Annotated in this window: 14 protein-coding genes; 8 read left to right on the top strand and 6 right to left on the bottom strand. The window is 70.9% G+C overall.

Features of this window, described 5'->3' with window-relative positions; translation table 11 throughout:
* The coding region (locus AC30N0_RS13780; RefSeq protein ID WP_489518478.1) for a phytanoyl-CoA dioxygenase family protein at nt 1–495 on the top strand (495 nt) is incomplete at its 5' end.
* Nucleotides 496–513: 18 nt separating this feature from the next.
* Here the strand turns inward: AC30N0_RS13780 and AC30N0_RS13775 are convergent.
* Nucleotides 514–1761, bottom strand: coding sequence for a glycoside hydrolase family 1 protein (locus AC30N0_RS13775; protein WP_489518477.1), 1248 nt, complete (start codon nt 1759–1761; stop codon nt 514–516).
* Nucleotides 1762–1849: 88 nt separating this feature from the next.
* Here AC30N0_RS13775 and AC30N0_RS13770 point away from each other — a divergent pair, with 88 nt between their 5' ends.
* Nucleotides 1850–2242: a hypothetical protein gene (locus AC30N0_RS13770; RefSeq protein WP_489518476.1), complete on the top strand. Its 393-nt coding sequence runs from the start codon at nt 1850–1852 to the stop codon at nt 2240–2242.
* A gap of 19 nt (nt 2243–2261) precedes the next feature.
* On the opposite strand, the gene AC30N0_RS13765 is transcribed toward AC30N0_RS13770, so the two are convergent.
* The 5 genes from AC30N0_RS13765 to AC30N0_RS13745 form a co-directional block, all read right to left on the bottom strand.
* Nucleotides 2262–3230, bottom strand: a complete 969-nt coding sequence (locus AC30N0_RS13765) for an aldose 1-epimerase (RefSeq protein WP_489518475.1) — start codon at nt 3228–3230, stop codon at nt 2262–2264.
* Nucleotides 3231–3277: 47 nt separating this feature from the next.
* Nucleotides 3278–3514 carry a hypothetical protein gene (locus tag AC30N0_RS13760; RefSeq protein ID WP_489518474.1) on the bottom strand — a complete coding sequence of 79 codons (237 nt, stop codon included), beginning with the start codon at nt 3512–3514 and terminating at the stop codon, nt 3278–3280.
* Between the two features lie 213 nt (nt 3515–3727).
* Complete coding sequence (locus AC30N0_RS13755) at nt 3728–5266, bottom strand: class I adenylate-forming enzyme family protein (protein WP_489518473.1); 1539 nt, start codon at nt 5264–5266, stop codon at nt 3728–3730.
* A 25-nt stretch (nt 5267–5291) separates the two neighbouring features.
* The gene (locus tag AC30N0_RS13750; RefSeq protein WP_489518472.1) at nt 5292–6059 is read right to left on the bottom strand and encodes an IclR family transcriptional regulator; all 768 of its coding nucleotides are present in this window, start codon (nt 6057–6059) and stop codon (nt 5292–5294) included.
* Between the two features lie 40 nt (nt 6060–6099).
* Nucleotides 6100–7392, bottom strand: coding sequence for an MFS transporter (locus tag AC30N0_RS13745; protein ID WP_489518471.1), 1293 nt, complete (start codon nt 7390–7392; stop codon nt 6100–6102).
* Nucleotides 7393–7491: 99 nt separating this feature from the next.
* Here AC30N0_RS13745 and AC30N0_RS13740 point away from each other — a divergent pair, with 99 nt between their 5' ends.
* From AC30N0_RS13740 to AC30N0_RS13715, 6 genes are read left to right on the top strand one after another with little or no spacing between them, the layout of a single operon-like run.
* Nucleotides 7492–8724, top strand: coding sequence for a CaiB/BaiF CoA transferase family protein (locus AC30N0_RS13740; protein WP_489518479.1), 1233 nt, complete (start codon nt 7492–7494; stop codon nt 8722–8724).
* Nucleotides 8721–9887, top strand: coding sequence for an acyl-CoA dehydrogenase family protein (locus AC30N0_RS13735; protein WP_489518470.1), 1167 nt, complete (start codon nt 8721–8723; stop codon nt 9885–9887). Before AC30N0_RS13740 ends, AC30N0_RS13735 begins: the two co-directional genes overlap by 4 nt.
* Before the next feature lie 17 nt (nt 9888–9904).
* Nucleotides 9905–11077 (top strand): CaiB/BaiF CoA transferase family protein, encoded by a 1173-nt coding sequence (locus tag AC30N0_RS13730; protein ID WP_489518469.1) that lies wholly within the window; start codon nt 9905–9907, stop codon nt 11075–11077.
* Entirely contained in the window at nt 11074–11835 is a 762-nt protein-coding gene (locus AC30N0_RS13725; RefSeq protein ID WP_489518468.1) for an enoyl-CoA hydratase/isomerase family protein, read from the top strand. The genes AC30N0_RS13730 and AC30N0_RS13725 overlap by 4 nt, the downstream gene beginning before the upstream one ends.
* Nucleotides 11832–12404 carry a TRAP transporter small permease subunit gene (locus tag AC30N0_RS13720; RefSeq protein WP_489518467.1) on the top strand — a complete coding sequence of 191 codons (573 nt, stop codon included), beginning with the start codon at nt 11832–11834 and terminating at the stop codon, nt 12402–12404. Before AC30N0_RS13725 ends, AC30N0_RS13720 begins: the two co-directional genes overlap by 4 nt.
* Nucleotides 12401–13690, top strand: a complete 1290-nt coding sequence (locus AC30N0_RS13715; protein ID WP_489518466.1) for a TRAP transporter large permease — start codon at nt 12401–12403, stop codon at nt 13688–13690. Before AC30N0_RS13720 ends, AC30N0_RS13715 begins: the two co-directional genes overlap by 4 nt.
* Nucleotides 13691–13732 lie beyond the last annotated feature (42 nt).

Genomic DNA, 13732 nt, shown 5'->3' with positions numbered 1-13732 from the left:
GACACGCCAATGCAGGGCTCCGATTTCCAGGACTGGCATGCCGACACGCCGTTGCTGTTCCCGGAGACGAACGACAACGACACGCCGTCGTTCCAGATCGCCGTCAACTTCCCGCTCGTGGACGTGACCGATGCCAACGGCCCGCTCGAGACGACCTACGGCACGCACCGCATGAACAAGGCCGCGGCGATGCAGGGCATCGCCGGCGGCCGGCTCGAGGTGCACCGCGAGACCATGGCGCTCGGCGACGTGATGATCCGCGACGTGCGCGCGGTGCACCGCGGCACGCCGAACCGGACCGACGAGCCGCGGCCGATGGTCGTGATCGGCTACAGCCGGCGCTGGCTGCACCGTCCGGAGGTGAACATCCGCGTGCCGCAAAGCACCTGGGAGGCGATGTCGGAGCGCGGCCGCCGCCTGGTCCGCTTCAACCCGGTCGTCGCCGACGACGAGGCCGCGCCGAAGCTCGAGAGCTACCGCGCCTTCGCCTACTGACGGGGTCGCCTGCCGGCCTCAGGACCAGTTGCGGTCGGGCTGCATCTTCATGCGCCGGGCGGCGTCGATCACGTCCTGCAGCTCGACCGGGTCGCTGAACGGATCGTCGTCGAGCTCGGTGACGCGGTTCAGCAGGCGCTGCCAGCGGCGCAGCTCCTCGATGTAGGGCTCGGCGGGCTGCCGGCGCAGCACGCCCCCTTCGTCGACGACGTCGCACAGGCCGTTGTGCAGCCACTCGCCGCTATGCCAGTCGGGCATGTCCACGGCCGGGAAGAGGCAGACGCCGTGCAGGTCGATGCCCTGGTCGACCGCGGCGAGGGCTTCTTCCATCACGTCCTTCAGCCAGTCCTTGCGGCCGTGGTGCAGGCCGCTGGTCTCGGCGATGATCATCGGCCGCTCGTAGCGCCGGTGCACCCGCGACAGCAGTTCGCAGAGCGGCTGGATGCGCTCGTCGTCGGGCTCGAGCGCCTGGTGCGGGCCGTTCTCGCGGTACTCCATCTGGCCGAACGAGTAGCAGTTCGCGCCGACGATGTCGAGCAGCCCCGGCGTGCCGCCGAGCTCGGGCAGGGTGCGGCCCGACAGCACGTCCCAGGCGTGGCAGGCGTCGTCTTCGGTCTCGATGCGCGCCGCTTCCGCCTGGTCGGGCCGATCCTTCGGCGCCACGACGCGGATCACGGGCTCGACGTGGACCATGCGCGAGTCCGGATCGACCTCGCGGATGGCCCGGGCACCGGCGAGCGCCGCCCGGCACAGCACGTCGCGGAAGCGGAAGCGCTGCTCGCGGCCCTTGCCGAACGGCCCCATCCAGCCCCACTCGCCGCCGGCGAAGCCCCAGAAGGTGATCTCGTTGATCGGCGTGAAGCAGTGCGGGCCGCGCACGCGCGGGCAGACGTACTCGGCGGCAGCGCGGCAGTAGCGCGCGAAGCGAGGCGCGAAGTCCTCGCGCCACGGGTCGGCGTCGTCCGGGTAGCCGTAATGGCACAGGTCCCAGATGGGCAGGATGCGGGCCCGGTTCATCGCCGCGATGAGCGGATCGATGCAGGAGAAGTCGTAGCGGCCGTCGCCGCGGTCGACCATCGGCCACGGGATGCCTTCGCGGGCGACGGCGATGCCCCAGCGCCGCAGCATCTGGTAGTCGGCATCGGCCTGGACGTCGTGCTGCGTCTCCCTGGCGAGGTCACGCCGGCCGCGGTCCTTCCAGAGAAAGGTGGAGCATTCGAAGCCCGAGAGGAAGAAGGTGGGAAAGATCCCGGCGCGCTGCGTCATCCGATGTCCTTTCCCGTGTCTGCGCCATTGCGGGCAAGGCGCGCGCCCGCGGACCGGCGAACGAGAATGACCTTGAGGAGGCGCAGCGATGAAACTGGAGGACGGCATCCGCAGGCACGGGTTCCTGCACTGGTACTCGCGCGAGCTCACGCAGGCGCACCTGCGGCTGCTGCTGCTGCTTTTCAGCGCCATCGGCCTGTTCGCCGCCCTCGAGCTGCTGGGCCGGCAGGCGCCGCTCGGCCAGCATCTGCTCAACACCGTGCTGCTGCTGATCTGCCTCGGCGTCGGGATCTGGTCGCTGCGCCGCTATCTCTTTCTCCTGGTGCGCGCCGAGGGCATCGCCCGCCAGGCGGTGTGCCCCAACTGCCAGGCCTACGGAAAGCTGAAGCTGTCGGAGCCGGCGGGCAGGGAGGGCATGGTGACGGTGACCTGCCGCAAGTGCGACCATGCCTGGCAGATCGCGGATCTCGGCGCGGACTAGGGCGCGCCTCGTTGCGGACTCAGCGGAGCAGCGGCTTCGGCACCCAGCGGGTCTGCGCCGTGAGCGTCTCGCCCGGCTCGAGGATCGTGCCGCCGGTGTCGGCCGGGGACGCGCCGTCACGGCGCAGGTTGATCCAGTCGGTGCAGTTGGACACCGCCTCGATGACGAAGAAGTCGAGGTCGGCGGGGCAGTAGAGAACGAAGTGGTCGAGCGGCGCCTTGCCGAGCAGGCGCAGGCCGCTGCCGTCGGGCCAGGACACGCGCGCTTCATGGGCGAGGCCGGTGAAGTTGTTGTCGAGATCGAAGTCGGCCAGGCGCATGCCGGCGCGCAGTGCCGCCACCGCCGGGTGCGAATACGACAGCGTCGTGGGCATGACCTCGGCATCGGAGAGCCACATGGCTTCGACCTGCGCCTTGACCGAGGTCCCCGGGCCGTCGCGCCGATGCGCGAAGTAAGGGTGGTGGCCAAGCCCGGCCGGCATGCTCTCGCCGCCGCTGTTGCGCATCGAGAGCGTCACCGTCAGGCCTTCGCTGTCGAGGTCGTAGCGCTGGAAGGCGGTGAACGGGAACGGCCACTCGCCGGTGCCTGCCTCGACCAGGCCGAGCTCGATCCACGATTCGGCGCGCTCGAGCACGCGCCACGGCCGCTGCCAGCCGATGCCGTGGATCGTGTGCGGCGAGCCGGGCCGGTTCGGAGCGAGCTGGACGCGCCTGCCGTTCCAGTCGAAGCGGCCGTCGCGGATGCGGTTGCACCAGGGCACCAGGGGAAAGCTCGCCAGCTCGAGAGGCGAGCGGCTCCGCAGGGCGGCGTCGCTGGTCGGCCGGAGCCAGTCGCGACGCGGCCCGTTCGGGCCGGCGCGCGTGTACAGCGCTGCCAGCGAGGCGCCGATCTCGGGGACCACTTCCGCGACCAGGAGCCCGGCCTGCAGGCGCTCGAGCTCGGGGGCGCGGGCAGCGCCGGGCCCGTCGCCCTGGCGTTCAGGCTTCATGGATCGTGCGCCGACGTCGCGGCCAGGGCCGCTTCACCTCGGACGAGTCAGACCGGCGAGCCGGATCGCCTACGGAAGAGCCCGAGCCCGCCGTCCTGCCGGTCGACCTTGCGCACGAGTAGGGTGCCTTCGATGCGTTCGGCCTTCGGATACGCCGCGGCTTCTTCGGCCGTCAGGCGGAACGTCGTGCGGCAGACGCGGCCGGTGCCGGCGTCACGGTAGCGCCACTGCCAGTACTCCACCGTGGCTGGGGCCGGACGGCGGGCGCCGAAGAAAAGCTGCATGAACATACGTCGTCCGATCCAGGTAGAGCTCGAGCGATGGGATCGCCACGCAACCAGCTTGGCAGCAGTGCCGGTGGGCCGCCACCCCCCGAATGCATGGCGATCGGGGCAGGAGCCACAGACGGCGCGTCCGCATGGATGGGCGTGCGACATATGCACGCCGGACGGTCAGTCGGCGCCGACGGGGTTTTCCCGAGCCGTGCCTTCGCGCCGCTAGTCCGGGCTGTTCGCGATGCGCTCGCGCAGCTCGGTCTTCAGCACCTTGCCGTAGTGGTTCTTCGGCAGCGCGTCGACGCGCACGTAGCGCTTCGGCCGCTTGAAGCGGGCCATCTGCGCCAGGCACTGCGCATCCATCGCTTCGTCGGTCACGACGGCGCCGGGCTGCGCGACCACGAAGGCGACGACGACCTCGCCCCACTCAGGATCGGAGGCACCTACGACGGCGACCTCGGCCAGCCCGGGAACCGTCAGCAGGACCTCCTCGACCTCGCGCGGATAGATGTTGGAGCCGCCGCTGATGATGAGGTCCTTGCTGCGGTCCTTCAGCGTCAGGAAGCCGTCGGCATCGATGCTGCCGACGTCGCCGGTGAAGAGCCAGCCGTCGCGGATCGCCGCGGCGGTCGCGTCGGGGTCGCGCCAATAGCCGGCCATGACGCTGTCGCCCTTGACCAGCACCTCGCCGACCTCGTCGACGCCGAGCGCGTGCCCGCCGGAGTCGGCAATGCGCAGCTCGACCGCCGTCTGCGCCACGCCGACGGAGGCGAGCCGCTGCAGATGGCGCGGGTGGCCCGTGTCGACCAGGTGCGCGCGCGACAGCGCCGTGCCGACCATCGGCGTTTCGCCCTGGCCGTAGATCTGCACGAAGCGCGGGCCCATGACGCGCAACGCGCGCCGGATGTCGGCCACGTACATCGGCGCGCCGCCGTAGACGATGGTCTTGAAGGCGCGCGTCGCCGCGTCGTGGCCGAGGCCCTCGTGCTCGGCGTGGTCGACCAGGCGCCGGACGATGGTCGGCGCGACGAAGGTCGAGAGCGGCCCCAGGGCCTCGCCGAGAGCGAACATCTCGGCCGGATCGACACCCCCGGAAGCCGGGACGACGTGCCGCGCGCCGGCCATCAGATGCGGAACCGCATAGAGCCCGGCGCCGTGCGACATCGGCGCGGCGTAGACGATGGCGTCGTCGGCGCCGACCGCATCGACGTCGACGAAGTAGGTCAGCCCCATCGTCATCAGGTTGCGGTGCGTGATCATCACGCCCTTGGGTCGGCCGGTCGTGCCGCTGGTGTAGAAGAGCCAGGCCACGTCGTCGGGCCCGCGCTCGGTCGGCGCCACAGCGAAGACGTCGCTCGCCGGTTCGAGCAGGGCGTCGGCCTCGGCGGATTCGACGTCGACCTGCTGCTCGAGGCCGGCGAGCGGCTCGGCGGCGACGTCGCCCGTCACGAAACCCCAGCGCGCGCCGGCGTTGGCGACGATCCATTCGGCTTCGCGCCGGTGCAGCCTCGCATTGACCGGCACGACGACGAGCCCGGCCCACCACGCGCCCCAGAGCAGTTCGAGATAGCGTGGGTGGTTGCGCATGAAGAGCAGCACCCGGTCGCCGGGCCGCAGGCCGGCCGTGCGCAGGCGCTGCGCCAGGCCGGCGCCGCGGCAGGCCCACTCGCGGTGACTGGCGTGCAGGCGGGTGCCGTCGAAGATCGCAGCCCGATCCGGCATCGCGCGCGCCTGGCGCAGCAGCAGGGCGGCCAGGCTCATCGTCGTGCGGCGGTGGGTCGCCGGATCAGGCCGCGGCGGGCTTGCGCGCATCGCGCACGAGCAGGTCGCCGAGATGCCTCCCGATCTCGGTCGAGATGATCCCGGCCAGCTCCCGGCTGCGCGCCTTGACCCGGAACATCGGCCCGGCCACGAGCACCGCGAACTGCCGGTGCGGCACCGGCAGCGGCATCGCCACCCCGCCCAGGTCGTGGGTGAACTCGGCCGCGCCCTCGAACCAGCCGCGCTCGATCGAGCGCTGGATCTCCTTTTCGACGGCGGCCACGCTCATCAACGTTGTCGGCGTGTAGCGCTCGAAGGTGGCGCGGCGCAGGACGCCGGCGCGGTCGGCGGGCGACAGCAGCGAGAGGAGGGCGCGGCCGGTGGCCGTGACGTGCAGGGGAATCAGCTTGCCCGGCCGGGCCGTGTAGCGGATCGCGTGCGGCGACTCGATGGCGTCGACAAAGACCGCGTGCGCACCGCTCGTCGCGGCGAGCACCGCGGTTTCCTGCGTGCGCTCGGCGAGGGCACGCAGGAGGGCGCGGAAGGCATCGGGAATCGGCTCGGCGCCCTCGATCTGCTGCAGCAGCGACAGCCACAGGGGCGACGGGTAGTAGCCGCCGCGCGAACGCGGTTCGTAGAGGTAGCCGCGCCCGGCCAGCGTGCCGAGAAGGTTGAAGGTGCTCGAGCGTGGCCAGTCGAAGTGCCTGGCGATCTCAGCCAGCGCCGCCGGTCGCTTGTGCTCGGCGAAGAACTCGATCAGGTCGAGCACGTTGGCGGCTTGCTTGACGTTCACGTGGGCTCTCTTGACGCAGCGCGACGCGGGACGAGGGCGCTCATTCTGCCCGACGGGTGTCGCCGGGAACGAGGCGGTGGGAGGTCCAGAAGGGCAAGGCGGCGAGCAGCACGCAGGCGATGGCCAGCACGAAGGCGGCGCGGTAGCCGCCCGTGAGGTCGTGCAGCATTCCGGACAGGAAAGCGCCGATGCCGGAGCCGATGGACATGCAGGCGTAGATCACGCCGTAGATGGTCGACTGCCCCGGGCCCTGGAACAGGCGCGCGCTCAGGCCGGCGATCAGCGGCCCGCGCGCGCCCTGGCAGATCCCGAACAGCAGCACGTAGGCGGCGAGCAGCCAGTGCGCCGACCGGTAAGACATCGCGAAGAGCAGGACGATGCCGATCGCCGTGCCGGCGAAGCTGATCGTCGCCGCGCGCCGGTGGCCGAAGCGGTCGGCAAGCCAGCCGGCGCTCGACATGCCGAACACCGACAGCAGACCGGCGATCCCGAAGGCGCCGGCCGCCTGCAGCGGCGTGAAGCCGACGTCGACGAGGTAGACGACCGACTGGACGATGATCAGGTACATGCCGACGGCAGTGAAGAACATTACCTGCACGAGCAGCCAGAATGAGCGTTGGCGCAGCGCTGCCCGCACCGGCCTCGCGTCAGCGCGGGCAGCGGCAGCGGCGCCGGGAGCGGCAGCGGGCGGCTCGTACGACGGCCCCGGCGCCGGCGCCGGCAGGCCGGCGCGGATCGCCCGCCAGGGCAGGGCCATCGACAGCGGCAGGAGCACGAGCAGGACCGCGCCGAGCACTTCGTAGGCCCGGCGCCAGCCGGCGCCGTCGATCAGGGTCTGGGCGAGCGGCACGACGAGCAGCGAGCCGCAGCCGAAGCCGGCATAGGCCAGGCCGAGCGCCGTCGTCATGCGGTGCCGGAACCAGCGGCTGATCAGGGCCGCCGCCGGGACCATGCCCACCGCCGCCGCGCCGAGGCCGCCGAGGAGGCCGATGCACAGGTAGAACTGCCACAGCTCGTGCAGGCGCCCGGCGAGGAAGTAGCCGGTGCCGAGCAGGCCCAGGCCGCCGGCGTACAGCACGCGCGGCCCCCAGCGCTCGAAAACCATGCCGCCGAGCGGTGCGGCGAGGCCGCTGGTGATCATCAGCGTCGAGTAGACGCTGGTCATCTCCGAGCGCAGCCAGCCGAACTCCGCGCCGAGCGGCAGCAGGAACACCATGTAGGTGTCGCCGACGCCGCGTCCGATGAAGTTGAACAGGAAGCAGAGCGCGAGGACGCCGATGGCCATGCCCGCCGACCGCCCCGGGGACATCTCGGCGGTGCCCTTCGTGTGCATGGCCCTAATGTATCCCCGGCTGTACAAACAGTTCATCCTTGTGAATACTCCGTCGGCCCCGCGTTGCTTCGACGCGCCTTCCGGACTGCCCGAACCCCGCTGATGGGACCCCTGCACGGCATCAAGATCATCGACATGACGTCGGTGCTGATGGGCCCGTTCGCCTCGCAGTCGCTCGGCGACATGGGCGCCGACGTCGTCAAGATCGAGGCGCCGCAGGGCGACCTGGTGCGCCAGCTCGGGCCGGCGCGGCACGCCGACATGGGCCCGATCTTCCTCAACACCAACCGCAACAAGCGCAGCGTCGCGCTCGACCTCAAGAAGCCGGCCGGCCTGCAGGTGCTGCGCCGCCTGCTCGTGGATGCCGACGTCCTGGTCTACAACGTGCGGCCGAACGCGATGGCCCGGCTCGGGCTCGACTACGACACGGTGGCGAAGATCAACCCGCGCCTGGTCTACGCCGGCCTGTTCGGGTTCGGCCAGGACGGCCCCTACGCGGCGCGGCCGGCCTACGACGACCTGATCCAGGGCGGCGCGACGCTGCCCTACCTGATCGCCCGCGCCAGCAAGGGCCCGCCGCGCTACGTGCCGGCGGCGATGGCCGACCGCATCGTCGGCCTGACGGCGGTGGGCGGCATCCTCGCCGCACTGCTGGCGCGCCAGGGCACCGGCCGCGGCCAGCGCGTCGACGTGCCGATGTTCGAGACCATGGTCGGCTTCATCCTCGGCGACCACCTCGGCGGCCTGAGCTTCGAGCCGCCGCTCGACGGAGGCGGCTACGCGCGCCAGCTGTCGCACGAGCGCCGGCCCTACCGAACCCGCGACGGCTACGTCTGCGCCCTGGTCTACAACGACACGCAGTGGCAGCGCTTCCTGGGCGCGATCGGCCGCGAGTCGCTGCTGCAGGAGGATTCGCGCTTCGCCACTTTCGCCGAACGGTCGCGCAACATCGACTTCGTCTACGGCGAGCTCGGCCGTATCTTCGAGCAGCGCAGCACGGCCGAGTGGATGGCCTTGCTCGAGGAGGCCGACATCCCGATGATGCCGATGCACGACCTGCAGAGCGTGCTGTCCGATCCGCACCTGGTCGCCACGAACTTCTTCAGCACCGTCGAGCACCCGAGCGAAGGAACGATCCGATCCATGCGCATGCCGATGACCTGGTCCGACAGCACGCCCGAGCCGATGCGCCACGCGCCGCGGCTCGGCGAGCACAGCGTCGAGGTGCTGCAGGAGGCCGGCTTCGCCGCGGCCGAGATCGACGCTTTGGTCGCCGCAGGCGCGGTCCAGGCCTGCGCCCCGCGCACGGCCACTGCCGGCGAGGCCGCATGAACTTCGCCTTCACCGAGCAGCAGGAGAGCATCCGCGACGGGGTCGGGAAGATCTGCGCCCGCTTCGACGACGCCTACTGGTTCGACCGCGACCACGACGGCCGCTTCCCGCACGAGTTCTACCGGGCCCTCGCCGACGACGGCTGGCTCGGCATGTGCATCGACGAGAAGTACGGCGGCGCGGGCCTCGGCATCTCGGAAGCCGCGGTCATGATGCAGACCATCGCCCAGGCCGGCGGCGGCATGTCGGCGGCGTCGGCGGTGCACATCAACCTGTTCGGCCTCAACCCGGTGGCGGTGTTCGGCAGCGAGGCGCAGCGCGAGCGCATGCTGCCGCCGGTGGCCAAGGGCGAGGTCAAGAGCTGCTTCGGCGTCACCGAGCCGAACACCGGCCTCAACACGACGCAGCTGAAGCTGCGCGCCGTGAAGAAGGGCGACCGCTACGTCGTCAACGGCCAGAAGGTGTGGATCTCGACCGCGCAGGTGGCCGACCGGATCCTGCTGCTCGCGCGCACCACGCCGCTCGAGGAGGTCGACAAGCCGACGCGCGGTCTGAGCCTTTTCTACACCGCCTTCGACCGCAGCCGGATCACGGTGCACGAGATCGAGAAGATGGGCCGCAAGTGCGTCGACTCGAACGAGCTCTTCTTCGCCGACTTCGAGATCCCCGAGGAAGACCTCATCGGCGAGGAGGGGCGCGGCTTCGAGTACATCCTGCACGGCATGAACCCGGAGCGGGTGCTGATCGCCGCCGAGGCCGTCGGCATCGGCCGGCTGGCGCTGGCACGGGCCACGGCGTATGCGAAGGAGCGCATCGTCTTCAACCGCCCGATCGGCCAGAACCAGGGCATCCAGCACCCGCTGGCGCAGAACTGGATGGAGCTCGAGGCGGCCAACCTCATGGTGATGCAGGCGGCCTGGCAGTACGACAACGACATGAACTGCGGCGCCGCCGCGAACGCCGCCAAGTACCTGGCCGGCGAGGCCGGCTTCAACGCCTGTCAGCAGGCGGTGATGACGCACGGCGGCTTCGGCTCCGCCAAGGAATACCACGTCGAGCGCTACCTGCGCGAGGTGATGATCCCGCGCATCGCGCCGATCAGCCCGCAGCTCGCGCTCTGCTACATCGCCGAGCGGGTGCTCGGCCTGCCGAAGTCCTACTGACCCATGGGTGCGCGCACGTGACCGCTTCGAACTCGGTGCCCCGCGGCGCTGGCCCACTGGCCGGGCTGAAGGTGGTCGAGTTCGTCGGCATCGGGCCGGGGCCGATGTGCGGGATGCTGCTGGCCGACCTCGGCGCCGAGGTGCTGCGCATCGACCGGGTCGAGCCGAGCGGCCTCGGCATCGACCGGCCGCAGCGCTTCGACCTGCTGCTGCGCGGCAAGCGCACGCTCGCCGTCGACCTGAAGAAGCCGGCCGGCCTGGCCCTGGCGCGCGCGCTCGTCGCCCGCGCCGACGTTCTGATCGAGGGCTTCCGCCCGGGAACGATGGAGCGGATCGGCCTCGGCCCCGACGAGTGCCTGGCCGCCAACGCGCGCCTCGTCTTCGGCCGCGTCACCGGCTTCGGCCAGACCGGCCCGCTCGCCCCGAGCGCCGGCCACGACCTCAACTACATCGCGCTCGCCGGCGCCCTGCACGCCATCGGCCGCGCCGGCGCGGCACCGACGCCGCCGCTGAACCTGATCGGCGACTACGCCGGCGGCGCGATGCTGCTCGCCTTCGGCATCGTCGCGGCGCTCTGGAACGTGAAGGCGGGCGGCCGCGGCCAGGTCGTCGACGCGGCCATGATCGACGGCGCGGCCGCCCTGATGACGCCGTTCTTCGGCCTCGCCGCGGCCGGCCTGCACGACGGCCCGCGCGGCACCAACCTGCTCGATTCGGGTGCGCCGTTCTACGAGGTCTATGCCTGCGCCGACGGCGAGCACGTCTCGATCGCGCCGATCGAGGCCAAGTTCCGCCGCGTCCTCCTCGAGCGCCTCGCCGCAGCGGGCGTCGAGGTCGCCGACCTGCCCGACTTCGACGACCGCGCCCGCTGGCCCGAGCTGCGCCGTCGCCTGGAGGCGATCTTCGCGTCACGGACGAGCGCGCAATGGGCCGAGGTCCTCGAAGGCAGCGACGCCTGCTTCGCGCCGGTGCTGTCGCTGCGCGCGGTGGTCGGCCATCCTCATCACGTCGCACGCGGCAGCTTCGTCCGCATCGACGGCATCGAGCAGCCCGCGCCGGCGCCGCGCTTCAGCGCCACGCCGGCCGCCGTGCCGCCCGGGCACGAGGGCGCCGAGGACGGCCGCGGCTGGGCCTCGACCTGGGGCGTGCCGGGCGACGTGCTCGACGCCGCCCTCGGAGCCGCACGATGAGCGCCGTTCGCTACGCGCAGACCGGCGCCGTCGTGCTGATCACGATCGACCGGCCGGCGCAGATGAACGCGATCAACACCGAGGTCCGCACCGGCCTGCACGCGGCGTTCACGCGCTTCGAGGCCGATGCGTCGGCCCGTGTCGCGATCCTCACCGGCGCCGGCGACAAGGCCTTCTGCGCCGGCATGGACCTGAAGGAGGCGGCGGCGACCGCGCTGGCCGTGCCGCCGAAGGGCTTCCTGCCGATCATCGGCCAGGGCCTCGACGTCAGCAAGCCGACCATCGCCGCCGTCAACGGCGTCGCCTACGCCGGCGGCTGGATGTTCGCGCAGATGTGCGACCTGTGCCTGGCCGCCGAGCACGCCACCTTCGGCATCACCGAGGCCCGCGTCGGCCGCGGCATGCCGTGGGCGGCGCCGCTGGTGACGATGGTGCAGCAGCGGGCGCTGATGGAGCTGCTGCTGACGGCCGAGCCGATCACGGCGCAGCGGGCGCGCGAGATCGGCTTCGTCAACCACGTCGTCCCGGCCCCCGAGCTGCTGCCGCGGTGCGTCGCGATGGCCGAGAAGATCGCCGGCAACGCGCCGCTCACGGTGCGCGCGGCGCGCGAGCTGGTCTACCTCTCGGCCGAGATGGGTCGCTCGGCGGCGCAGCGGGCGGCGACGCACCTGTTCGAGAGCGTCTACCTGAGCGAAGACGCGCAGGAGGGCCCGCGCGCCTTCCGCGAAAAGCGCAATCCGGAGTGGAAGGGGCGATGAGCGCCGTTCCTGCCCGGGGCCCGTACGCGCGCCTGCGCCGGCTCATCGACGCCATCGATGCGGTGCTGCTGGTCATCGGCTGCCTGATGCTGTTCGGGCTGATGATCGTCGTCGTCGCCGACGTGTCGCTGCGCTACCTGTTCAACGCGCCGCTGCAGTGGTCCTACGAGGTGATCTCGAGCTACCTGATGCCGGGGCTCTTCTTCATGGCCGTGTCGCACACGCTCAAGGCCAACGCGCATGTCGCCGTCGACATCCTGCACAACTACGTCGGCCGCACCACGCGCTATGTGTTCGAGGCGGTCACCAGCGCCCTGGCGACGCCGGTCTTCGCCCTCTGTACCTGGGTCTCGGCTCAGCACACCTGGGCCGACGTCCAGAGCGCTGCGACGTCCACCAGCGGCCTCGCCGTGCCGACCTGGACCATCAGCATCATGCTGCCGATCGGCTTCGGCATGCTGACCCTGCGCCTGGCCCTCAACGCCTACGGCTACCTGGCAACGCTGCTGACCCGGCAGGAGGTCGCCCCGTTGCCGGCGATCTCGGGTACCGAGGAGCTCACGCCATGATGGCCGCCGGCATCGCCTTTCTCCTGTTCGTCCTGCTGACGCTCGGCATGCCCGTGGCCTTCTCGCTCGCCGTCGCCGGCAGCGTCGGCCTCTTCCTGATCGGTGGCCTCGACGTGCTGGCCGGCGTGATCACGACGACGCCGCTGTCGACGGCCGGCTCGTACGAGCTGATCTCGATCCCGATGTTCATCCTGATGGCCGAGTTCGTGATCCTGAGCGGCGTCGCCGACAACCTGTTCAAGGCTGCCTCGACCTGGGTCGGGCGGGTGCCCGGCGGCCTCGGCATGGCGACGGCGATCGCCGGCGCCGGCTTCGGCGCGATCTCGGGCTCGAGCACCGCCTCGGCAGCGACGCTGTCCTCGACGACGATGCCCGCCATGCTGAAGGCAGGCTACGACCCGAAGCTGGCCGGCGGCGTGGTCGCCATCTCGGGAACGCTGGCGATGCTGATCCCGCCGAGCATCGCCCTCGTGCTCTACGGGATCATCGCCGACGTCAGCATCGGCCAGCTGCTGATCGGGGGAGTGATTCCCGGCATCCTCGTCACCCTCACGATCATGGCCACGGTCTGGGCGCTGGTCGCCATCGACCCGAGCTCGGCGCCGCGCGGCCAGGCCTACTCCATGGGCGAGAAGCTCCGCTCCCTGACCGTGGTCGGGCCGATGCTGCTGCTCTTCATGGCCGTGACCGGCGTCATCTACACCGGCATCGCGACCCCGACCGAGGCGTCGGGGCTGGGCGCGTTCGGCGCACTCCTGCTGGCGGTCAGAGAAGGCACCGTCAACCGGGCGACGCTGGCGAAGGCGCTCCGGCACGCGCTTCACGCGAGCTGCATGATCATCATGATCGTCGTCTGCGCGAAGATCTTCGGCTACTTCCTGACCCTGACGCAGAGCACCCAGGCGATCGTGCAGTGGGTCGGCGGGCTCGACGTCTCGCGCTGGGTCATCCTTGCCTTCATCCTGTTCATCTACCTGGTGCTCGGCTGCCTGATGGACCAGATCGCCATCCTGATCCTGACCGTGCCGATCGTGCTGCCCCTGATCAAGGCCCTCGGCTTCGACCCGGTCTGGTTCGGGGTCATCGTCATCGTCGTCGCCGAGGTCGGGCTGGTCACGCCGCCGGTGGGCCTGAACGTGTTCGTCGTCTCGCGATACGCGAAGCGGCCGCTCCAGGAGATCTTCGCCGGCGTCTGGCCGCACGTGTTCAGCCATCTATTGCTGCTCGTGGTCCTCGTCGCCTTTCCGCAGATCATCCTCTGGCTTCCTGCGCAAATGGCACCCTAGGCGCAGCGCTCCCGTCACTCCAGCTCACCCAGAAAGAAAGGT

It is taken from the genome of Rhizobacter sp. (assembly GCF_031412495.1).
Lineage (GTDB): Bacteria > Pseudomonadota > Gammaproteobacteria > Burkholderiales > Burkholderiaceae_C > Schlegelella_A.
Note: the sequence above shows the minus strand (reverse complement) of the source record. Positions and strands in the feature narration are given on the sequence as shown.